This is a genomic window from Streptomyces sp. NBC_01689, from assembly GCF_036250675.1.
In the GTDB taxonomy this organism is placed as follows: Bacteria; Actinomycetota; Actinomycetes; order Streptomycetales; family Streptomycetaceae; genus Streptomyces.
Map to the genome: position 1 here is coordinate 7,993,155 of NZ_CP109592.1, position 20,164 is coordinate 8,013,318.

Genomic DNA, 20,164 nt, shown 5'->3' on the forward strand with positions numbered 1-20,164 from the left:
GTCATCCCTCCCGTGCCGCCGCCCGGACCGCGCGGGCGATCCGGGCCACGTCCTCGTCACTCGTCACATACGGCGGCATCGTGTAGACGAGGTCGCGGAACGGGCGCAGCCACACACCCTCGCGCACGGCGGCGGCCGTCGCCGCCGCCATGTCGACCTCGTGGTCGAGCTGGACGACACCGATCGCGCCCAGCACCCGCACGTCCCGGACCCCCGGCATCGAGGAGGCCTCCGCCAGTCCTTCCCGCAGTCCCGCCTCGATCCGCTTGACCTCGGTCTGCCAGTCCTGCCCGAGCAGCAGGTCGACGGAGGCGCACGCCACCGCGGCGGCGAGCGGATTGCCCATGAAGGTCGGGCCGTGCGCGAGCACCGGGACCTCGCCGTGCGAGATGCCCTCGGCCACCCGGGCCGTGCACAGCGTCGCCGCCATGGTCAGGTACCCGCCGGTCAGCGCCTTGCCCACACACATCACGTCCGGCGTCACGCCCGCGTGCTCCGCCGCGAAGAGCGTTCCCGTACGGCCGAAACCGGTGGCGATCTCGTCGAACACCAGCAGCACGTCGTGCGCGTCGCACGCCTCCCGCAGCACCCGCAGATACGCGGGGGAGTGGAAGCGCATCCCGCCCGCGCCCTGCACCACCGGTTCCACGATCACCGCGGCGAGCTCGTGCGCGTGACGCCCCATCAGCTCGCGCAGGTGTGCGGCGTACGACTCCTCGTACCCGGCCGGCGGGGCGTCGGCGAACACCTGGCGCTGCAGCACGCCCTGCCACAGCTCGTGCATCCCGCCCTCGGGGTCGCACACCGACATCGGCTGCCAGGTGTCGCCGTGGTACCCGCCCCGCCAGGTCAGCAGCCGCTGCTTGGCCGGGCGGCCGAGCGAACGCCAGTGCTGGAGACACATCTTGACGGCGACCTCGACCGAGACCGAACCGGAGTCGGCGAGGAAGACGTGCTCCAGCCCCTCGGGAGATATGTCGACCAGTCGCTTGGCCAGCCGCACGGCGGGCTCATGGGTGAGCCCGCCGAACATCACATGGCTCATCCGCTCCAACTGGGCGCGCACCGCGTCGTTCAGCACCGGGTGGTTGTAGCCGTGGATGGCCGACCACCACGACGACATCCCGTCGACGAGATCGCCCGAGCCGTCCGCCATCCGCAGCCGCACCCCGCTCGCCGACTCCACGACGAGCGGCTCCTGGCGTCCCGGCATCGGCCCGTACGGGTGCCAGACATGGCGCCGGTCGAGTTCGAGCAGCTCCCGCAGGGACAGGTCAGGCATTGGGCGCGAGATCCGTTCCGGCACCCCGGCGGCGCACGGCGACCAGATCCGTACGCGCCTCGGCGGGCACCTCGACCGGAGCCGAGCCGCACACACCGCCCCCCGCGTGCGACCCGCACCCACCGGCCTCGTGCGACCCGCACCCGGACTCCGCGTGCGACCCGCAGCCCGCCGCGTCGGCGTCCGCGTGCGCGCCGCACCCGCCGCCCGCCGCCGCACGGTGCTCCGGCAGGGTCACCTCGCCGGCGCCCTCCACCTCGAACCCGGCGTCCGCGATCATCTCCAGGTCGGCCTTGCCCGCCTGGCCCTCGCTCGTCAGATAGTCGCCGAGGAAGATCGAGTTGGCGAGGTGGAGGGCGAGCGGCTGCATCGTGCGCAGATGGACCTCACGGCCGCCCGCGATGCGGACCTCGGCGTCCGGGCAGACGAAACGGACCATCGCCAGGATGCGCAGACACCGCTGCGGTGTCAGGTTCCACTCCTGGGCGAGCGGGGTTCCCTCGAACGGGATCAGGAAGTTCACCGGAACGGAGTCGGGGTCGAGGTCGCGCAGCGCGTACACCACGTCCACGAGGTCCTCGTCGCTCTCGCCCATGCCGGCGATCAGACCGGAGCAGGCGGACAGGCCCGCCGCGTGCGCCTTCTGGACCGTGTCCACCCGGTCGGCGTACGTGTGCGTGGTCGTGATGTCCCCGTACGTCGCCTCGGACGTGTTGAGGTTGTGGTTGTAGGCGTCCGCGCCCGCCTCGCGCAGCCGCTCGGCCTGACCGTCGGAGAGCAGACCGAGGCAGGCGCACACCTCGACGTTCTCGTGCTGGTCCTTGATCGCCTTGATGGTGTCGGAGACCCGGTCCACGTCGCGGTCGGTCGGACCGCGTCCGCTGGCCACCAGGCAGACCCGCTTGGCGCCCCCGGCCAGGCCCGCCGCCGCGGCCTGCGAGGCCTGGTCGGGCTTGAGCCAGGTGTACTTGAGGATGTCGGCCTTGGAGCCGAGCCGCTGCGAGCAGTACGAGCAGTCCTCGGGGCAGAGCCCGGACTTCAGGTTGACCAGATAGTTGAGTTTCACTCGACGGCCGAACCAGTGGCGGCGGACCTTCCCGGCCGCGGCCACCACGTCGAGCACGTCGTCGTCGGACGTGGCCAGCACGGCCAGCGCCTCGTCACGGGTCGGCAGCTCGCGCCGAAGCCCCTTGTCCACCAGCGTGTTCAGCAGGTCCATGAGATCCGATCCTGACGTATCCGAGCGGGTGCGGCCAAGGAGAGATCGCACAACAGACACGGTTCGACGTGTGGGTATTGCCACATCCTGGGCGCCGGACCGTCCCGCTAGGGTCTGTGCACTGCCTACAAAACCACCACCCCGAGGGCCCGGAGGCACCAGCATGGCCGGATCGCCGTTCGCATGGATCGACGAGCAGGCGCACCAGCGCCGACGGGCCGGACTCGTCCGCACCCTGCGCCCGCGCCCCGCCGACTCGGCCCTGCTCGATCTGGCGAGCAACGACTATCTCGGCCTCGCCCGCCACCCCGAGATCACGGCCGCGGCCGCGGCCGCCGCGCACCGCTGGGGAGGGGGCGCGACCGGATCGCGGCTCGTCTCCGGCACTACCGGACTTCACGCCGAACTCGAACGCGAGCTCGCCGAGTTCTGCGGCTTCGAGGCCGCGCTGGTCTTCTCCTCCGGATACGCGGCCAATCTCGCCGCGGTCACCGCGCTCGCGCCGCACGGCTCGCTCGTCGTCTCCGACGCGGGCAACCACGCCTCGCTGATCGACGGCTGCCGGCTGGCCCGCGGCACCACCCAGGTCGTCGCGCACGCCGACCCCGACGCCGTGCGCAAGGCGCTCGGGACGCACGAGGGTCCCGCCCTCGTCGTCTCCGACACGGTCTTCTCGGTGGACGGCGACGCGGCACCGCTGGCCGGTCTGGCCGCCGCCTGCCGGGCGCACGGGGCGGCGCTGGTCGTCGACGACGCGCACGGACTCGGCGTACTGGGCAGCGGAGGCCGGGGCGCCGCGCACGCCGCGGGCCTCGCCGGCGCTCCGGACGTCGTCGTGACCGTCACGCTCTCCAAGTCGTTCGGCAGCCAGGGCGGCGCCGTCCTCGGGCCCGCACCGGTCATCGACCACCTGGTCAACGCGGCGCGCACCTTCATCTTCGACACGGGTCTCGCACCGGCGGCCGCGGGCGCGGCCCTCGCGGCGCTCAGGCTGCTGCGCCGTGAGCCGGCGCGGGCCGACCGGGCCCGCGCGGTGGCGACGGCGCTGCACACCCGGCTGACCGCCGAGGGACTGGAGGCCGTACGGCCGGACGCCGCCGTGGTCTCGGTGCGCGCGCCGTCCCCGGAACGGGCCGTGCGGTGGGCCGCGGACTGCCGCGAGGCGGGGCTCGCCGTCGGGTGCTTCCGCCCCCCGTCCGTGCCCGACGGCATCTCCCGGCTGCGGCTGACCGCCCGGGCGGATCTCACCGACGCCCAGATCGAGCGGGCCGTACGGGTGATCTCGGAGAACCGGTGAGGCGGCGGTCAGTTCAGTCCGGCGATGAACCCCTCCCAACTGGCGGGGGTGAACAGCAGGGCGGGGCCCGCCGTGTTCTTGGAGTCGCGCACGGCGACGAGTCCGGCCCAGGGCCCTGGGCCCGGTCGCGCGGTCTCGACGCAGTTGTTCATTCCCGTGCTGCGGCTGCTGCGCCGCCAGCGCACGTCACGGAGTGAGGTACTGAGGGGTACGTACCGAGGCATTGCGGTCATGGGGGTGCCTCCTTACGCGCCGTCACCTATCCCGGCGATGTAGTCCAACGAGTCCTCGGGTGAAAGGGCGTGGGACCGAAGGGTGTTGAAGGCTTCGGTGTAGGCCTGAAGGTCTTCTTTCCGTTCGAGGTAGAGGCTACTCGTCAAGTGGTCGAGAACAACCACGTCGAGATCAGTTGTGTTCGGAAATGAGAAAATAACGAAAGGGCCGGTCACTCCGGCGTGCGCCCCGGCGGCGAAGGGCAGTACCTGGAGCCGGACTTGGGGAAGGGCCGCGGCCTCCCGCAGCCGGGCCAGCTGACGTGCCATGACCTCGGGCCCGCCGACCTCGCGGCGCAGTACGGCCTCGTCCAGGACCGCGGCCAGCTCCAGCGGCGGCTGCGACCGCAGCACGTCCTGCCGGGCGAGGCGCACCTCGACGAGCGCGTCCAGTTTGTCGTCGGCCAGCCCGCCCACCGCCGCCCGGGTCACCGCCCGGGCGTACTCGGGGGTCTGGAGCAGCCCCGGTACCACGGACGTCTCCAGCGTGCGCATCCCGCTGGCCTGGGACTCCAGGCTGATGAAGTCCCGGTAGGCGGGCGGCAGGACTCCCCGGTAGGCGTGCCACCAGTGGTGCCGCCCGTTGCCCTCGGATCCGGCCAGTCCGAGCAGGAGCTCCCGTAATCCGCTCTCCCGGACGCCGTACGCGTCCAGAAGACGCTCCACATCGGCCGGTTTCACCCCGCTGGTGCCCGTCTCGATCCGGCTCACCTTCGACTGGTGCCAGCCGACGAGGCCGGCCGCCTCACCGCTGGTGAGGCCAGCACCGGCGCGCAGCGCGCGCAGTTCGGCACCGAGTTTGCGGCGTCGTACCGCGGGACCGTGCTGCATGGCCGTACTCCTTACTCCTTCCGAGCCGCCCAAATACGGTCTGCCGTCGCAGAGTTCACCGCTTCGAGCGACAGATATATGCATATCTCGGTGGATCGCGCCCGTGACCGGCCCGGTGATGGCAGTCTGGCGCGAAGCACCAGTCCGGGACCGTACTCGAACCATCCGCTCCGTGTCGGACTCCGGTCCCGTGGGAAAGGGACGACGTCGTCATGGCAGACCACCAGGAAGCATCCGTCACTCTGCCGAGCGATCCCGCCTCGGTCTCCGCGGCCCGGAAATTCGTCATCGACGTGCTGGCCGAATGGGGCCTGCCGGAGGACGCCGAAGCCGCCGACACCGTACGCCTGATCGTGTCCGAACTCGCCACCAACGCCGTCCAGCACACGTTCGGCCAGTCGCCCACCTTCACGGTGGACGTCCTGCTGAAACGGGACGAACAACTGCGCATCGGTGTCACCGACAGCCATCCGCGCTTCCCGAAGCGACTGCCCGCCGCGGTCCAACAGGACAACGGACGCGGGATGGTGATCATCCGTTGGCTGACCGCGGAATGCGGCGGCAGAGTCCTCGTGCGTCCCACCCGGGAGGGCGGCAAGACGGTCTCCATCGAGTTGCCGTGGACGGTGCGGGCCCAGCCGGTGGTGGCCGGCGGTCCACAAGAGCCCTGAGGAAACGATCAGTTGGTCCGGCCCGTCGGCGTCCCTACCGCGCCGCCCTCCCGAACGCGCCCCGCAACAGGGCCCGGAACGCCTCCGCCGCGGGTGCCCGCCGGTCGGTCCGGTGGACGACGGAGATCGTACGGCGCAGATCTCCCGGTTCCAGCAGCCGCAGCCCCACCGGGGTGGCCGCCGTCCTGGCCACCATCTCCGGCACCACCGCGACCCCCAGTCCGGCACTGACCAGCGCGCACACCAGCGCGTACCCGGGGCTCTCGACCCGGACGGCCGGGGTGGCCCCGACCCGGGCCAGCGCGGCCTCCACTCCCTGCCGCGGCGGATGGTCCGGGGCCATGCTGATCAGCGGCTGCCCGGCGAGTCCGGAGAGCGGCAGCCGGGCCGCGCCCTCCGCGAGGACGTGACCCGGAGCGGTGACGAGCACCAGTTCCTCGACCAGCACCGGCTCCGCGCACACCGACGAGGGAAGCGGCGCCGGGTCCGCGGGCTCGTAGGTGTGGGTCAGCGCGAGGTCCACCTCGCCCGCCGCGACCGCCGTGACACCGTCCGGCGGCTCGTAGTTCGCGACCGTCAGCTCCACGTCCGGGTGGGCCCGGCGAAAGGCGCTGAGCACCGGCGGCAGCAGATGGATGCCCGCCGTCTGGAACGTGCCGAGCCGCAGGGTGCCTCCGGACAGACCGGTCAGCCGGGCCAGTTCATGGCGCGCCTGCTCCAGCTCGTCGAGGACGCGGCGGGCCCGGGCCGCGAGCAGCTCGCCCGCCTCCGTGAGCCGCGTTCCCCGAGGGGAGCGCACCAGCAACGGCGCGCCCGCCTCCCGTTCCAGCTTCGCGAGCTGCTGGGAGAGGGCGGGCGGGCTGTAGCCGAGGCGTTCGGCCGCCCGGGTGATGGACCCGGCCCCGGCCACCGCCACCAGGGCCGCCAGCCGTGTCGGGTCGTACATCGCACGGCTCCCCGGGTCCGGGCCCGGCGCCGGCCCGGGTCCCAACGAATGCTTAAGACCGGTCCAGGATATTCGACATACCTGCTGAAGGCCCGGCCGAGGCAGCCTGGTGGCCATGGACGGACAGCTCATCGCCTTCACCGGGGTCGCCGCGGGAATGGTCGCCATGCCCGGCGCGGACTTCACGGTTGTCGTACGCAACGCCCTGACCTCCCGCCGGGCGGGGGTGGCGTGCGCGCTCGGAGTCGCGGGCGGGCTGCTGCTGCACACGGCGCTGGCCGTCGCCGGTGTCGCCGCCGTCCTCACGGCGGTGCCGGCGCTGTTCCGGACGCTGCAGGTCCTCGGCGGGGGCTACGTGCTGTACCTCGGGACACGGACGCTGGCCGGTCTGCGCCCGCGCCGGCGGCGGGACCGGGAGCGGGAACCGGGCCCGGAGCGTTGTCCGGCGGCGCCGGGCGGGAAGCCGCCCGGCGGGCCGGCCTCCGGCGATCCCGGGTCCGGTGGTCCCGGGTCCGGCGACCCCGGGGACGGGAGCCGTCCGTTGCGGCAGGGCTTCGTCACCAATGCGCTGAACCCGAAGGCGCCGATCACCTTCCTGAGCCTGCTTCCGCAGTTCGTGCCCGCGGGCAGCCCGGCGATGCCCCGCACCCTGGTGCTGGCCCTGATCGTGGTGGCCCTCGCCCTGGTGTGGTTCCCGGCGGTCGCCCTGCTGGTCGACCGGCTCGGCCGGTGGCTGCGCCGGCCGCGTGCCGCCCGCGCCGTGGAGGCGGTCACCGGGACCGCGCTCACCGTGCTCGGCCTGGTGCTCCTCCTGGAGCCGCTGACGGCCTGAGAGCCCGCCGGGCCGCTGAAGGCCCGCCGGGCCGCAGAGGGCTTGAGAGCCCGCCGGGCCGGTGCGCCGAGGGGCGGCGGTCCGGCGCCGCCGCCCCTCGGCCCGGGTCAGCTGATCCGGCCGTACCAGACGCTCTTCGTCCAGATCTTCTGGAGCTTCACGACCTCCCCGCTCTTCGGGGAGTGCCAGATCTTTCCCTTCCCGGCGTAGATGCCGACGTGGTACACGCTCCGGCCCGAGTGGAAGAACACGAGGTCACCGGCCTTGCGGTGCGACGCGGAGATGTGGTGGCTCTTGTTGTACTGCCCCGCGGCCGTACGGGGCAGCTTCTTGCCCGCCTTCTTGTACGAGTACAGCGTGAGCCCGGAGCAGTCGAAGCGGCGCGGCCCGGTGGCGCCGTACTTGTACGGGGCGCCCTTCTTGGATGCCGCGACCTGGAGCGCCCTCGTCGCCGGTGTGGCGGCCTCGGCGTCGGCCGCGACGCCCGGGACCACGAGACTGCCGCCCACGGCGGCGATGGTCAGAGCCGAGGCCGTACCGGCCCGGGACAGCAGCGACGGGACACGATTCAGCGCAGTCATGCGCAACCCTTCGTCAACCGCCTGTGAAGGATGACCTGTCGGATTCGGGCTGGCGAAGTAGCCCGGCCGCTTACGCGGCTTCACCCCAAGGGCCGCCCGGATCTCTCCGGCGGCCCGTCTTGCTGGGTCCTCCACTCCTGCCGATGCACATCTGTCGACCGGTCATCCGGGCGGCGGCAGGACTCGGCGTCCGCCCGGACCGCCCCGCCGGTGTGGCGGGGGCTTGTCGTCGGAAGGGATCTTCACGCATGGATGTCGGAAAATCCGAGCGGAACCGATGATTTGTGGGGTTACTCACCACTCACCCGTTCGGGTGGACACTCCTCTGTTCGAGGGGTGTTGGGGATGTCGGCAACGCTCTTACCAGCAACGGAGCGTCCCGTTCGGCCTTTTGGGCAAGCGTGTTGCGCAACTTCCGGGGCCACCCGAAAGGACGTGCGGCTACGCCGTCGGGGGGTACGCCGACTGGTCCGTTTGAAACCCGGGCCGGACGCTTCGCAGACCGCTCCGCGGAGCGGTTCGCGCGACGGCCCGGGTCCGGACGTCAACTGCCGGAGCCGGGAGGCAGGGTGACGCGGGCGGCCCGCCGCTCGCCGTCGAGGACCCGCAGGGCCTGCGCCAGGGTCGGCGCGTGCACCTCGCTCTCGCCCCGCTGGTGCATCAGGGCCAGGGCGTCCCGCAGGGCGGTCGCCTTGCCGACGAGCGCCTGGGCGGCACGCAGCCCGCGATAGGTGTCTCCCGGGCGGGCCGGGTTGATCCGGCCGACCAGGTCGACCACGTCGAGCCAGCGGTCTATCAGCTCGGCCTCGGCGTGGGTCAGAGCGGGCAGCGGAGGCAGTTCGGGCACCATCGGCGGATCACCTCGCGTCGGGTGTGGCGTTTCCCGCACCGGGCGCGCTGGGCGGGTTCTTGCGGCTCGGGATGATCCCGTCCACCAGCCCGTACGCCAGCGCGGCCTGCGCGTCCAGAATCGTGTCCCGCTCGATGTCGGCGGCGACTCGTTCGGGATTTTTCCCCGTGTGCCGTACGAGCATGTCCTCCAGCAGCTTCCGAGTGCGGGTCAACTCCTCGGCCTGGAGGGCGAGATCACTCGCCTGCCCCTCGACCGGCCCGGCGAGCGAGGGCTGGCGGAGCAGCACCCGGGCGCCCGGCAGGGCGAATCGCTTGCCCGGTGTGCCGGCCGCCAGCAGGACGGCGGCGACCGACACGGCCTGCCCCAGGCACACGGTCTCCACGTCGCAGGTGACGTAGCGCATCGTGTCGTAGACGGCCGTCATCGCGCTGAACGAGCCGCCGGGGGAGTTGAGGTAGAGCGAGATGTCCCGCTCCGGCGCTTGGTGTTCGAGGTGCATGAACTGGGCCATCACGTCGTTCGCCGACGCGTCGTCGACGGGTGTCCCGAGGAACACGATGCGCTCGTCGAGCAGCTTGGAGTACGGGTCGAGGGACCGGTGTCCCGTGGCCGTGCGCTCGGTGAACTCGGGCAGGACATGGCGGGCGGACGGTTCGTGCATGACTGGCGCCTCCTCCGGGCGACTCTCCGGCGAGCCGCTCCCTGTGAAAAACGTACAGGACGTACAGATCTTGTCGAGGGAATCGGCCGACAGCGAAAAAAAAGGGGGTCCAGGGGAGGCGCGGAGGCGTGGCACGCCTGGGGCGCACGGCCGGCCGTGCGCCCCAGGTCCGGCGGTGAGGGGCGCGGCGCGGGGCGGATGCCGGGGTCGTGCGGTGGTCGTGCGGGGTGGGGGCCAGGGGAGGGGTGTCCTCGTTCCCGGTGCGGCCCGGGGCGTCCGCCGTTCCGGGGGAGCGTCGGTGGCCCGGTCTAAACTGGGGGCCATGGCCTACGAGATTCCGGTGACGCAAGCCAGGGCTGAGCTCGCCGATCTGATCAACCGGGTGGTGTACGGAGGCGAGCGCGTCGTCGTGACCCGGCACGGGAAGCCCCTCGTCGCCCTCGTCTCCGCGGCCGACCTGGAGCGTCTCGAAGAGCTCAGGGAGCCCGCCGGGAACCAGGTCGTCAGTTCCCTCTCCAGCGTCCGCGAGGCCGCCGCCGCGCCCCGGGAGCGTCAGCGCTTCGGTATCGCCGCGGAGCACCAGGGGCCCAACGTCTCGTAACGGGAGGGCGATCGGGCGCGTACGGGCCGCCGGCCGGACACCGCGCCCGGCGCCGGTCCGCACGGGCCGGAGGCGTGAGGCATCGGGGCGCACGCCCTGTCCGGGCGCACGCCCTTTCCGGGCGGACGTCGATTCCGGGCGGACCCCGTGTCCGGGCGCGTGCCGCGTCCGGAGGCGTGCCGTATACGGAGCGTGCCGTATACGGCCGGATTCCGGAAGGTCGCCGGGCGCGGGCCGGTCCGGCCCCGCGGCGGACCGGAGGCCGGCGTGCGACGGACCGGAACCCCGCGCGGTTCCCCGCCCGTCGTGACCCGGCGCGCCGCTCCGCCGAGGTGCGGGCGGTCCGAGTGAAGATCGTCGGGGTTCACCCGCCACCGGACCCCCGGCGGTTCCGGGGGAGCCCGTCGCCCCGGCCGGAGTGGGCCACAGGCCGGTTAACGTCCACGAAACGACGGCCAACTAGCGTGCGCATCCATGCCACCAGTGGTTTCGGTGGCTGCGGCCACCGGACCCCGCACGGTCCGGAGCGAGGACTGTGAGGTGGGACGCCGTGCAACTGACCCCGCACGAGCAGGAGAGACTGCTGATCCACGTGGCCGCCGACGTGGCCGAGAAGCGCCGGGCCCGCGGACTGAGACTGAACCACCCCGAGGCCGTCGCCCTCATCACGTCGCACATCCTCGAAGGCGCCAGGGACGGCCGTACCGTCGCCGAACTGATGTCCTCCGGGCGCAAGATCCTCACCCGTGACGACGTCATGGAGGGCATCCCCGAGATGATCCACGACGTCCAGGTGGAGGCGACCTTCCCGGACGGCACCAAGCTCGTCACCGTCCACGACCCGATCGTCTGACGGGGGAGCGCCCGCCGTGATTCCCGGAGAGATCCTCTTCGCCGACGGACCCGTCGCCTTCAACGAAGGCCGCGAGGTCACCCGGCTGACCGTACTCAACGCCGCCGACCGTCCCGTCCAGGTCGGCTCCCACTACCACTTCGCCGAGGCGAACCCGGGCCTGGAGTTCGACCGCGCCGGCGCGCGCGGCAAGCGGCTGAACGTCGCCGCCGGCACCGCCGTGCGCTTCGAGCCCGGGATCCCCGTCGACGTCGAACTCGTACCGCTCGCGGGTGCCCGGGTCGTGCCCGGTCTGCGCGGCGAGACCGGAGGTGCCCTCGATGCCTGAGCTCTCGCGCCGGGCGTACGCCGATCTGTTCGGTCCCACCACCGGCGACCGGATCCGGCTCGCCGACACCGACCTGCTCGTCGAGATCGAGGAGGACCGCTCCGGCGGCCCCGGACGCGCCGGTGACGAGGCCGTGTTCGGCGGCGGCAAGGTCATCCGGGAGTCCATGGGCCAGTCGCGCGCCACCCGCGCGGAGGGCACTCCCGACACCGTCGTCACGGGCGTCGTGATCATCGATCACTGGGGGATCGTCAAGGCCGACCTCGGCATCCGCGACGGCCGGATCACCGGCATCGGCAAGGCCGGCAACCCCGACACCATGGACGGTGTCCACCCCGACCTCGTCATCGGCCCGGAGACCGAGATCATCGCGGGCAACGGACGGATCGTCACCGCGGGCGCCATCGACGCGCACGTCCACCTGATCTGCCCCCAGATCGCCGACGAGGCGCTGGCCTCCGGCATCACCACGCTGGTGGGCGGCGGCACCGGTCCCGCCGAGGGCTCCAAGGCCACCACCGTGACGCCCGGCCCCTGGCATCTGGCCCGGATGCTGGAGTCGATGGAGGGGTATCCGCTCAACTTCGGCCTGCTGGGCAAGGGCAACACGGTCTCGCACGACGCGATGCTGTCGCAGATCCGCGGCGGCGCGCTCGGACTGAAGCTGCACGAGGACTGGGGGTCCACGCCGGCCGTCATCGACGCCGCGCTGACCGTCGCCGACCGCACCGGCATCCAGGTAGCCATCCACACGGACACGCTGAACGAGGCCGGGTTCGTCGGTGACACGCTGGCCGCGATCGGCGGACGCGGCATCCACGCCTACCACACCGAGGGCGCCGGCGGCGGGCACGCGCCGGACATCATGACGGTGGTGTCCGAGCCGCACGTGCTGCCCAGCTCCACCAACCCGACCCGGCCCTACACCGTCAACACCGCCGAGGAACACCTCGACATGCTGATGGTCTGCCACCACCTCAACGCGGCCGTTCCCGAGGACCTGGCCTTCGCCGAGTCGCGCATCCGGCCGTCCACCATCGGTGCCGAGGACGTCCTGCACGACCTCGGCGCGATCTCGATCATCTCCTCCGACTCCCAGGCGATGGGCCGGGTCGGCGAGGTCATCATGCGGACCTGGCAGACGGCCCATGTGATGAAGCGGCGGCGCGGCGCGCTGCCGGGCGACGGACGCGCGGACAACCACCGGGTACGTCGCTATGTCGCCAAATACACGATCAACCCGGCGCTCGCGCAGGGGCTCGCCCGGGAGATCGGCTCCGTCGAGACCGGCAAACTCGCCGACCTCGTGCTGTGGGAGCCGGCGTTCTTCGGCGTCAAACCGCACCTGGTCATCAAGGGCGGACAGATCGCCTACGCACAGATGGGCGACGCCAACGCGTCCATCCCGACGCCGCAGCCGATCCTGCCCCGGCCGATGTTCGGGGCGATCGGGCGGGCGCCCGCCGTGAACTCGTTCAACTTCGTGGCACCGCTGGCCATCGAGGACGGGCTGCCGGAACGGCTCTCGCTCGGCAAGAGGTTCCTGGCCATCGACTCCACCCGGGCGGTGACCAAGGCGGACATGCGGGAGAACGACGCCCGGCCGCACGTGAGGGTCGATCCCGACAGCTTCGCCGTGCACATCGACGGCGAGCTGGTCGAGGCGGCACCGGCCGCCGAACTGCCCATGGCCCAGCGTTACTTCCTCTTCTGATGTCCCGCGCGGCACTGCTCGTCCTGGCGGACGGCCGCTTCCCCGCCGGTGGGCACGCCCACTCCGGGGGCGCCGAGGCGGCCGTCAGGGCCGGACGGATCAGCGGGGCGACGAGCCTGGAGGACTTCTGCCGGGGGCGGTTGCACGCGGCGGGGCTGGTGTCGGCGGCCCTCGCCGCGGCGGCCGCGCTCGGCGTCGACCCGGTGGCACTGGACTCGGCCGCGGACGCCCGGACGCCGTCGCCCGCGCTGCGCGGGGCCGCGCGGCGGCTGGGACGGCAGCTGATGCGGGCGGCGCGGGCTGCCTGGCCGTCCGACGAACTGGACGCGCTGGCACGGGAGTTCCCCAAGGGAGCGCACCAGCCCGTGGTGCTCGGCGTGGCCGCGCGAGGCGCCGGGCTCGGAGCGGAGGACGCGGCCCACTGCGCCGCGTACGAGAGCGTCAGCGGGCCGGCGACGGCCACCGTACGGCTGCTGAGCCTGGATCCCTTCGACGCCACGGCGGTGCTGGCGCGGCTGGCGCCGGAGGTGGACCGGGTGGCCCACCAGGCGGCCGAGGCGGCGCGGCGCGTCGCGGCCGACGGGGTCGACGCGCTGCCGGCGGCAAGCGCTCCGCTGCTGGAGATCGGTGCGGAGGCGCATGCCGCTTGGGCTGTGCGGTTGTTCGCGTCGTAGGAGGTCCGGGGCGGGGGTTGCCGTCCCTCGGCCACCGGGGCCCCCGCCCCCGGACCCCCGTTCGCCCGCAGGGCCCGTCCTCGAACGGCGGACGGGCCGGACGCGTCGGCCGGAGCGGGAAGGCCCGGGGGAGCCCGGGGCAGGAGGCGCCCGGGGACAGGAGAAGCCCCGGGGCAGGAAATGCCCAAGGGCGAAAGAAGCCCCGGGACGGGAGTAGCCCGGGGACGGGAGGTGCCCGGGGACGGAAGGTGCCCGGGGCAGGAGAAGCCGGGGACGGGGAGATCCCGGGGAGTCCGCGGGTGGGAAAGTCGGAAAACGTCGGAGAACCGGTCTCGGCCGGGGAACGGAGCCGCAATCATGCATCTCGACCATCCTCACGGCCACGAAGGGGCGTCCGCGGTGAGTGCCGACGCGCGGCGTCCCGACGGTTCGCGCAGGGCTCTGCGGATCGGGCTCGGCGGGCCCGTGGGGTCCGGCAAGACCGCGACCGTCGCCGCGCTCTGCCGGGCACTGCGCGACGAGCTGTCGCTCGCGGTCGTGACGAACGACATCTACACGCGTGAGGACGCCGAGTTCCTGCTCCGGGAGGCGGTGCTGCCGCCCGAGCGGATCACCGCCGTCGAGACGGGGGCCTGCCCGCACACCGCGATCCGGGACGACATCTCGGCCAACCTCGAAGCGGTGGAGGACCTGGAGGACGAGGCCGGACCGCTGGATCTGATCCTGGTGGAGTCCGGGGGGGACAACCTCACGGCCACCTTCTCCCGGGGGCTCGTCGACGCGCAGATCTTCGTGATCGACGTGGCGGGCGGTGACGACATCCCGCGCAAGGGCGGCCCGGGCGTCACCACCGCCGATCTGCTCGTCGTCAACAAGACGGACCTCGCGCCCCACGTGGGCTCCGATCTGGCCCGGATGGCGGCGGACGCCAAGGCGCAGCGCGCCGAACTCCCGGTCGTGCTCCAGTCGTTGAGGTCGGAGCAGGGTGTCGCCGAGGTCGCGGGGTGGGTGCGGGAACGGCTCGCCGCGTGGACGGCGTGACGACCGCCGGCGTGCGGGCCACGGCGCGGATCGCCGCACGCGCCGACGGCCGGGGCTCCACCGCGCTGCCCGTCCTGGACGGCGAGGGCCCGCTCGCCCTGCGCCGCACCCGGGGACACGGCGACGAGGCGCGGGTGATGCTCGTCGGCGCGATGAGCGGACCGCTCGGCAACGACCGTCTCGCCGTGGAGGCGACCGTCGCCGAGGGAGCGCGGCTGCACGTCGGCTCGGCGGCCGCGACCATCGCCCTGCCGGGACAGGCGAAGGGGGAGGCCCGTTACGACGTACGGCTCCGCGTCGCCGACGGGGGTGAACTGCGCTGGCTTCCGGAACAGTTGATCTCCGCGGCCGGGAGCGATCTGCGTGTCGCCTCGGACGTCGCACTCGAACCCGGCGCGCGGCTCGTGTTCCGTGAGGAGCAGGTGCTCGGCCGCGTCGGTGAGCGACCCGGTCGGCTCACCAGCCGGCTCACCGTGCGGCTCGGCGGGCGGACGCTGCTCGACCAGGAGGTGTCGTGCGGCCCCGGAGCCCCTGGCGGATGGGACGGCCCCGCCGTCCTCGGGGGACATCGCGCCCTCGGGCAACTTCTCGTCGTCAGGCCGGAGTTCGAGGAGAGGCCGCCGCCGGCGCGACTGCTGGGGGAGTACGCGGCCGTCAATCCGCTCGCCGGACCGGCTGTTCTGGTGAGCGCGCTCGCACCGGACGCGCTGCTGCTGCGGCGGATTCTGGACGAGGCGTTGAGGTCGTTCGACTGAGAGTCCGCTCAACGGGCCCTCGCACACCGCTTATCGGATTAGTAAAGAAGCCCGGTCACCCCTGTTCTCAGGGACCTCACAGCAGAAAGGATCCCCGTACCATTCGCAACGATGTACGGGGAGGTCCCACTTGAGGTCCAAGAGACCGACGAAGCGGGTGACGGCGCTCGGTTCGGCCGGCGTGCTCATCACGGCGACCCTGATAGCCGGAGCCGTGGCGGCCCCGTCGGCCACCGCCGACTCACGTCAGAGCTCCAGCCACGGGCAGAGCCGCGAGCAGCGCGGTGCCGCCGTCGCCGCGGACCGGGCCGCCAAGGCGGGGATCGACTGGCAGGACTGCCCGGCAGACTGGGGCTTCGTGAAGCCCATCCAGTGCGGCTGGGTCAGCGTCCCGCTGGACTACGCCCACCCGAACGGCAAGCAGCTCAAGCTCGCCGTCGACCGCATCGGGTCCACCGGGACGAAGGCGGAGCGCCAGGGCGCCCTCGTCTACAACCCGGGCGGCCCCGGCGGCTCCGGCATGCGCTTCCCGACCCGGGTCACCGGCAAGAACCCGCTCTGGGTGAACACCTCGAAGGCCTACGACTTCGTGGGCTTCGACCCGCGTGGTGTCGGCCACTCCGCGCCCATCTCCTGCATCGACCCGCAGGAGTTCGTGAAGGCGCCCAAGGCGGACCCGGTCCCGGACAGCGAGGCGGACAAGCGCGCCCAGCGGAAGCTGGCCGCCGAGTACGCCGACGGCTGTGCCGAGCGCAGCGGCAAGGCCGTCCTGCAGCAGATGACCACGCCCAACACCGCCCGCGACCTGGACGTCATCCGCGCCGCGCTCGGTGAGAAGAAGCTCAACTACCTGGGCGTCTCGTACGGCACCTACCTCGGCGCCGTCTACGGCACGCTCTTCCCGGGGCACGTCCGCCGCATGATCGTGGACAGCGTGGTCAACCCGGCCCAGGAGAACATCTGGTACGAGGCGAACCTGGGCCAGGACGTGGCCTTCGAGGGCCGCTGGAAGGACTGGGAGGACTGGGTCGCCAAGAACGACGCGGCCTTCCACCTCGGCGACACCCGCGCCAAGGTGCAGAACCAGTGGCTGAAGCTGCGTGCCGCGGCGAAGAAGAGCCCGCTGGGCGGAGTCGTCGGACCCGCCGAGCTGATCTCCTTCTTCCAGAGCGCCCCGTACTACGACTCCTCGTGGGTGCCGGTCGCGACGGTGTTCAGCAAGTACGTCGCCGGTGACACCCAGGCGATGGTGGACGCCGCCGCTCCGGACCTGTCGGACACCGCCGGCAACATCACCGCGGAGAACGGCAACGCCGTCTACACGGCCGTCGAGTGCACCGACGCCAAGTGGCCCACGAGCTGGAACAAGTGGGACCGGGACAACACGCGGCTGAACAAGGACTACCCGTTCATGACGTGGGCCAACGCGTGGATGAACCTGCCGTGCGCCACGTGGCCGGTCAAGCAGCAGACCCCGGTCGACGTCAGGACCGGCAAGGGACTGCCGAGCGTCCTGATCGTGCAGTCCACGCGTGACGCCGCGACCCCGTACCCGGGCGCGGTCGAACTGCACAAGCGCTTCAAGGGTTCGCGTCTCATCACCGAGAACGGCGCGGGCTCGCACGGTGTGACCGGCCTGGTCAACCCGTGCATCAACTCGCGGGTGGACACCTACCTGCTCACCGGCGCGACCGACAGGTCCGACGTGACGTGCACCCCGCACGCCACGCCCGCGCCGTAACACCCCGCACACGAAGGGGCGGCCGGTCCTCCGGCCGCCCCTTTTCGTGTCACCGTCTCCGCGGCCCCGACCCTCCGCACCGGTCCCCGCCACCGACCCCGACGGCTTCACCGGTCCACGCGAGGTCCCGGCGGACCGTCAGCTCAACGGCATCCGGGGGAACCTGCGCGCGTTCTCGGCCGCCACCTCGGCCTTGACGTCGGCCGCGTACCGGTCGACGTACTCCTGCCCGGAGAGGGTGAGAACGGCGTACATGATCTCGTCGGTGACCGCCCGCAGGACGACCTTCTCGTTCTCCAGGCCCGCATAGCGGGAGAAGTCGAGGGGCTCCCCGAACCGGATCACCACGGGACGGAAGTCGGGGATCTTCTGGCCCGGCGGCTGCGCCTCGAACGTACCGATCATCGCGCAGGGGACGACCGGCACCCCGGCCTTGAGCGCCATGACGGCGACGCCGACCTTGCCCTTGTAGAGGCGCCCGTCGTGCGAGCGGGTCCCCTCCGGGTAGATGCCCAGCAGTTCGCCGCGGCGCAGTACGCCGAGGCCCTCCCGGATCGCGGCCTGGCCCGCCTCCTTGCCGGAGCGGTCCACCGGGATCTGCCCGGCGCTGCGGAAGAAGGCGGCCGTCAGTCTGCCCTTGATCCCCGGTCCGGTGAAGTACTCCGCCTTCGCCAGGAAGGTGATCCGGCGCTTCAGGACCGCGGGCAGCAGGAAGTGGTCGGAGAAGGACAGGTGGTTGCCCGCCACGATGGCGGCCCCCGACGACGGTATGTGCTCCAGGCCCTCGATCCGAGGCCGGAAGGCGAGCCTCAACAGCGGACCCAGAAGCACATGTTTGAGCACGTTGTAGAACACTTGGAGCGCTCCTCTGTTCCTCCGGGCCCTCCCCGGGGAGCGATCAGTGTAGGCGTGCCCGTCGCCGGGGGTAACCGTCCGGGCGTCACTCTCCGTGGCGCCGTGGCCGGTATCAGACCCCTTGTGCCAGAACCTTCTCCAGGGCGGCGAGAGCGGACCGGAGCTCGTCGGCGGTGATGGTCAGCGGCGGGGCCAGCCGCACGGTCGAGCCGTGGGTGTCCTTGACGAGGATTCCCTCGCGCAGGAGGCCCTCGCTGATCTCGCGGCCGGTGCCGATGGCCGGGTCGATGTCGACGCCCGCCCACAGCCCGCGTGCGCGGAAGGCCTCCACGCCCTTGCCCACGAGGGCGGTGAGACCGTCCCGCAGGACCACGCCGAGCTCGGCCGCCCGGCGCTGGTACTCGCCCGTCTCCAGCAGTCCGACGACCGCCGACCCGACCGTCGCGGCGAGCGGGTTGCCGCCGAACGTCGAGCCGTGCTCGCCGGGGCGCAGCACCTCCAGGACGTCGCGGCGCCCCACCACCGCCGAGACCGGCACGATGCCGCCGCCGAGCGCCTTGCCGAGCAGCAGCAGGTCCGGGACGACGTTCTCGTGGTCGACGGCGAGGGTGCTGCCCGTCCGCCCCAGGCCCGACTGGATCTCGTCCGCGACGAACAGGCAGCCCGCCCGGCGGGTCAGCTCGCGCACACCGGTCAGGTAGCCGTCGTCGGGGATCACCACGCCCGCCTCGCCCTGGATGGGCTCGATCAACACGGCCGCGGTCGTCTCGTCGACCGCCGCCTCCAGCGCCGCGAGATCGTTGTACGGGACGATCCGGAACCCCGGGGTGAAGGGGCCGAAGCCGCTGCGGGCGGTCTCGTCGGTGGAGAAGCTCACGATCGTGGTCGTCCGGCCGTGGAAGTTGTCCGCGGCCACGACGATGGTCGCCCGGTCCGGGGCGACACCCTTCACCTCGTAGGCCCACTTGCGGGCCACCTTGACGGCGCTCTCCACCGCCTCGGCGCCGGTGTTCATCGGCAGGACCATGTCCAGGCCCGTCAGCCGGGCCAGGGACGCGGCGAAATCGGCCAGCCGGTCGTTGTGGAAGGCGCGGGAGGTCAGGGTGAGCCGGTCGAGCTGGCGGTGCGCCGCCTCGATCAGCACGGGGTTGCGGTGGCCGAAGTTGAGGGCCGAGTAACCCGCCAGCATGTCGAGGTAGCGGCGGCCCTCGACGTCCTCGACCCAGGTGCCCTCGGCACGGGCGACGACGACGGGCAGCGGGTGGTAGTTGTGCGCGAGGACCGGCGCCTCGGCGCGGATCAGCTCGGCGGACGTGTGCGTACGGGCGGGAGCGGTCATGAGCGGATCTCCTGGGTGCAGCACTTGATGCCGCCGCCGGCCTTGTGGAACTCGGAGAGGTCGACGGGGACGGGGACGTAACCGTGCCGGACGAGCTGGTCGGCCAGGGCCTCGGCACACGGCGAGATGAAGACGTGACGGCCGTCGGAGACGGAGTTCAGGCCGAAGGTCATCGCGTCCTCGCGGGTCGCGACGACCGCGTCCGGGAAGAGCCGGGCCAGTACCTCGCGGCTGCCGGGCGAGAACGCCTCCGGGTAGTAGGCGATGTTCGCCGCGGGCCCGTCCTCCAGGACGAAGAGGGCCGTGTCCAGGTGGTAGAAGCGCGCGTCCACCAGCTGGAGGCTGATCACCGGGACGCCGAAGAACTCCTGGACCTCGCGGTGCGCCTCCCGCGTCGTACGGAAACCGGTGCCCGCCAGGAGGTAGCGGCCGACCGGGACGAGGTCGCCCTCGCCCTCGCAGACGGATTCGGGACGGTAGACGTCGAAGCCGGCGTTCTTGAACCAGGACTCGTAGGCGCCGGACTCGGGACGGCGCTGGGGCGCGTGGAAGAGCGAACCGAAGACACGGCCCGCGAGGACGAGCGCGGAGTTCGCCGCGAACACCATGTCCGGGAGATCCGCCACCGGCTCCACGGTGTCCACGGTGTGCCCATGGGCACGGTAGGCGCTGATCAGCGCCCTCCACTGGCCGTGGGCCAGATCGACGTCCACCCGGGTGTCGGGATGCATCCACGGGTTGATCGCGTACTGCACGGCGAAGTGTCTGGGTTCGCAGACGAGAAAGCGCCGGGGGCGCGGCACACGGCTGTCAGGCAC

At 72.2% G+C, this 20,164-nt stretch carries 22 protein-coding genes and 1 riboswitch; of the genes, 11 read left to right on the forward strand and 11 right to left on the reverse strand.

Annotation, left to right across the window (positions count from 1 at the left end; genetic code table 11):
- Position 1 precedes the first annotated feature (1 nt).
- Both OG776_RS34300 and bioB read right to left on the reverse strand, forming a co-directional pair.
- Positions 2-1,282: an adenosylmethionine--8-amino-7-oxononanoate transaminase gene (locus tag OG776_RS34300; protein WP_329323063.1), complete on the reverse strand. Its 1,281-nt coding sequence runs from the start codon at positions 1,280-1,282 to the stop codon at positions 2-4.
- Positions 1,275-2,501 carry a biotin synthase BioB gene (bioB, locus tag OG776_RS34305; RefSeq protein WP_148008003.1) on the reverse strand — a complete coding sequence of 409 codons (1,227 nt, stop codon included), beginning with the start codon at positions 2,499-2,501 and terminating at the stop codon, positions 1,275-1,277. Before bioB ends, OG776_RS34300 begins: the two co-directional genes overlap by 8 nt.
- 163 nt (positions 2,502-2,664) lie before the next feature.
- Between bioB and OG776_RS34310 the strand changes: the two genes are divergently transcribed.
- Entirely contained in the window at positions 2,665-3,798 is a 1,134-nt protein-coding gene (locus OG776_RS34310; protein ID WP_329323064.1) for an 8-amino-7-oxononanoate synthase, read from the forward strand.
- Positions 3,799-3,806: 8 nt separating this feature from the next.
- Here OG776_RS34310 and OG776_RS34315 read toward each other — a convergent pair whose 3' ends face one another.
- A complete protein-coding gene (locus OG776_RS34315) occupies positions 3,807-4,031 on the reverse strand; it encodes a DUF397 domain-containing protein (RefSeq protein ID WP_148008005.1) in 225 nt (74 codons plus the stop codon).
- Between the two features lie 12 nt (positions 4,032-4,043).
- Entirely contained in the window at positions 4,044-4,901 is an 858-nt protein-coding gene (locus OG776_RS34320) for a helix-turn-helix domain-containing protein (RefSeq protein WP_148008006.1), read from the reverse strand.
- 212 nt (positions 4,902-5,113) lie between these two features.
- On the opposite strand from OG776_RS34320, the gene OG776_RS34325 reads away from it, so the two are divergent.
- The gene (locus tag OG776_RS34325) at positions 5,114-5,572 is read left to right on the forward strand and encodes an ATP-binding protein (protein ID WP_329323066.1); all 459 of its coding nucleotides are present in this window, start codon (positions 5,114-5,116) and stop codon (positions 5,570-5,572) included.
- Positions 5,573-5,606: 34 nt separating this feature from the next.
- Here the strand turns inward: OG776_RS34325 and OG776_RS34330 are convergent, their stop codons facing one another.
- Positions 5,607-6,518: a LysR family transcriptional regulator gene (locus tag OG776_RS34330; RefSeq protein WP_148008008.1), complete on the reverse strand. Its 912-nt coding sequence runs from the start codon at positions 6,516-6,518 to the stop codon at positions 5,607-5,609.
- Between the two features lie 115 nt (positions 6,519-6,633).
- Between OG776_RS34330 and OG776_RS34335 the strand changes: the two genes are divergently transcribed.
- A complete protein-coding gene (locus tag OG776_RS34335) occupies positions 6,634-7,350 on the forward strand; it encodes a LysE family translocator (RefSeq protein ID WP_148008009.1) in 717 nt (238 codons plus the stop codon).
- 107 nt (positions 7,351-7,457) lie between these two features.
- On the opposite strand, the gene OG776_RS34340 is transcribed toward OG776_RS34335, so the two are convergent.
- The 3 genes from OG776_RS34340 to OG776_RS34350 form a co-directional block, all read right to left on the reverse strand.
- Positions 7,458-7,931: a C40 family peptidase gene (locus OG776_RS34340; RefSeq protein WP_148008010.1), complete on the reverse strand. Its 474-nt coding sequence runs from the start codon at positions 7,929-7,931 to the stop codon at positions 7,458-7,460.
- Between the two features lie 3 nt (positions 7,932-7,934).
- A riboswitch (cyclic di-AMP (ydaO/yuaA leader) is annotated at positions 7,935-8,098 on the reverse strand.
- Between the two features lie 377 nt (positions 8,099-8,475).
- Positions 8,476-8,781 (reverse strand): hypothetical protein, encoded by a 306-nt coding sequence (locus OG776_RS34345; protein ID WP_329323067.1) that lies wholly within the window; start codon positions 8,779-8,781, stop codon positions 8,476-8,478.
- A 7-nt stretch (positions 8,782-8,788) separates the two neighbouring features.
- Positions 8,789-9,445 carry an ATP-dependent Clp protease proteolytic subunit gene (locus OG776_RS34350; RefSeq protein WP_148008012.1) on the reverse strand — a complete coding sequence of 219 codons (657 nt, stop codon included), beginning with the start codon at positions 9,443-9,445 and terminating at the stop codon, positions 8,789-8,791.
- Between the two features lie 322 nt (positions 9,446-9,767).
- On the opposite strand from OG776_RS34350, the gene OG776_RS34355 reads away from it, so the two are divergent.
- The 8 genes from OG776_RS34355 (at position 9,768) to OG776_RS34390 (ending at position 17,152) form a co-directional block, all read left to right on the forward strand.
- On the forward strand, positions 9,768-10,046 hold the full coding sequence (locus OG776_RS34355; RefSeq protein ID WP_148008013.1) for a type II toxin-antitoxin system Phd/YefM family antitoxin: 279 nt from the start codon (positions 9,768-9,770) through the stop codon (positions 10,044-10,046).
- Between the two features lie 550 nt (positions 10,047-10,596).
- Positions 10,597-10,899, forward strand: coding sequence for an urease subunit gamma (locus OG776_RS34360; protein ID WP_101408483.1), 303 nt, complete (start codon positions 10,597-10,599; stop codon positions 10,897-10,899).
- Positions 10,900-10,915: 16 nt separating this feature from the next.
- Positions 10,916-11,227, forward strand: coding sequence for an urease subunit beta (locus tag OG776_RS34365; RefSeq protein WP_148008014.1), 312 nt, complete (start codon positions 10,916-10,918; stop codon positions 11,225-11,227).
- A complete protein-coding gene (locus OG776_RS34370) occupies positions 11,220-12,941 on the forward strand; it encodes an urease subunit alpha (protein ID WP_148008015.1) in 1,722 nt (573 codons plus the stop codon). Before OG776_RS34365 ends, OG776_RS34370 begins: the two co-directional genes overlap by 8 nt.
- A complete protein-coding gene (locus tag OG776_RS34375; protein WP_148008016.1) occupies positions 12,941-13,615 on the forward strand; it encodes an urease accessory protein UreF in 675 nt (224 codons plus the stop codon). Before OG776_RS34370 ends, OG776_RS34375 begins: the two co-directional genes overlap by 1 nt.
- A gap of 357 nt (positions 13,616-13,972) precedes the next feature.
- Complete coding sequence (gene ureG / locus OG776_RS34380; RefSeq protein WP_148008017.1) at positions 13,973-14,656, forward strand: urease accessory protein UreG; 684 nt, start codon at positions 13,973-13,975, stop codon at positions 14,654-14,656.
- On the forward strand, positions 14,653-15,411 hold the full coding sequence (locus tag OG776_RS34385; RefSeq protein WP_443077299.1) for an urease accessory protein UreD: 759 nt from the start codon (positions 14,653-14,655) through the stop codon (positions 15,409-15,411). The genes ureG and OG776_RS34385 overlap by 4 nt, the downstream gene beginning before the upstream one ends.
- Positions 15,412-15,541: 130 nt before the next feature.
- Positions 15,542-17,152, forward strand: coding sequence for an alpha/beta hydrolase (locus OG776_RS34390; RefSeq protein WP_329323068.1), 1,611 nt, complete (start codon positions 15,542-15,544; stop codon positions 17,150-17,152).
- Between the two features lie 138 nt (positions 17,153-17,290).
- On the opposite strand, the gene OG776_RS34395 is transcribed toward OG776_RS34390, so the two are convergent.
- The 3 genes from OG776_RS34395 to ddaH all read right to left on the reverse strand — a co-directional run bounded on the left by OG776_RS34395 (position 17,291) and on the right by ddaH (position 20,164).
- A complete protein-coding gene (locus OG776_RS34395) occupies positions 17,291-18,007 on the reverse strand; it encodes a lysophospholipid acyltransferase family protein (protein ID WP_148008020.1) in 717 nt (238 codons plus the stop codon).
- Between the two features lie 112 nt (positions 18,008-18,119).
- The gene (gene rocD, locus OG776_RS34400; RefSeq protein WP_148008021.1) at positions 18,120-19,346 is read right to left on the reverse strand and encodes an ornithine--oxo-acid transaminase; all 1,227 of its coding nucleotides are present in this window, start codon (positions 19,344-19,346) and stop codon (positions 18,120-18,122) included.
- Complete coding sequence (ddaH, locus tag OG776_RS34405; protein WP_329323069.1) at positions 19,343-20,164, reverse strand: dimethylargininase; 822 nt, start codon at positions 20,162-20,164, stop codon at positions 19,343-19,345. The genes rocD and ddaH overlap by 4 nt, the downstream gene beginning before the upstream one ends.

Coding starts and splice junctions, on each gene's coding strand:
- OG776_RS34345 (WP_329323067.1), bottom strand. CDS start 8,781: ATGGTGCCCGAACTGCCTCCGCTGCCCGCTCTGACCCACGCCGAGGCC.
- OG776_RS34300 (WP_329323063.1), bottom strand. CDS start 1,282: ATGCCTGACCTGTCCCTGCGGGAGCTGCTCGAACTCGACCGGCGCCAT.
- bioB (WP_148008003.1), bottom strand. CDS start 2,501: ATGGACCTGCTGAACACGCTGGTGGACAAGGGGCTTCGGCGCGAGCTG.
- OG776_RS34335 (WP_148008009.1), top strand. CDS start 6,634: ATGGACGGACAGCTCATCGCCTTCACCGGGGTCGCCGCGGGAATGGTC.
- OG776_RS34325 (WP_329323066.1), top strand. CDS start 5,114: ATGGCAGACCACCAGGAAGCATCCGTCACTCTGCCGAGCGATCCCGCC.
- OG776_RS34350 (WP_148008012.1), bottom strand. CDS start 9,445: ATGCACGAACCGTCCGCCCGCCATGTCCTGCCCGAGTTCACCGAGCGC.
- OG776_RS34310 (WP_329323064.1), top strand. CDS start 2,665: ATGGCCGGATCGCCGTTCGCATGGATCGACGAGCAGGCGCACCAGCGC.
- OG776_RS34340 (WP_148008010.1), bottom strand. CDS start 7,931: ATGACTGCGCTGAATCGTGTCCCGTCGCTGCTGTCCCGGGCCGGTACG.
- OG776_RS34355 (WP_148008013.1), top strand. CDS start 9,768: ATGGCCTACGAGATTCCGGTGACGCAAGCCAGGGCTGAGCTCGCCGAT.
- OG776_RS34315 (WP_148008005.1), bottom strand. CDS start 4,031: ATGACCGCAATGCCTCGGTACGTACCCCTCAGTACCTCACTCCGTGAC.
- rocD (WP_148008021.1), bottom strand. CDS start 19,346: ATGACCGCTCCCGCCCGTACGCACACGTCCGCCGAGCTGATCCGCGCC.
- OG776_RS34320 (WP_148008006.1), bottom strand. CDS start 4,901: ATGCAGCACGGTCCCGCGGTACGACGCCGCAAACTCGGTGCCGAACTG.
- OG776_RS34375 (WP_148008016.1), top strand. CDS start 12,941: ATGTCCCGCGCGGCACTGCTCGTCCTGGCGGACGGCCGCTTCCCCGCC.
- ureG (WP_148008017.1), top strand. CDS start 13,973: ATGCATCTCGACCATCCTCACGGCCACGAAGGGGCGTCCGCGGTGAGT.
- OG776_RS34370 (WP_148008015.1), top strand. CDS start 11,220: ATGCCTGAGCTCTCGCGCCGGGCGTACGCCGATCTGTTCGGTCCCACC.
- OG776_RS34330 (WP_148008008.1), bottom strand. CDS start 6,518: ATGTACGACCCGACACGGCTGGCGGCCCTGGTGGCGGTGGCCGGGGCC.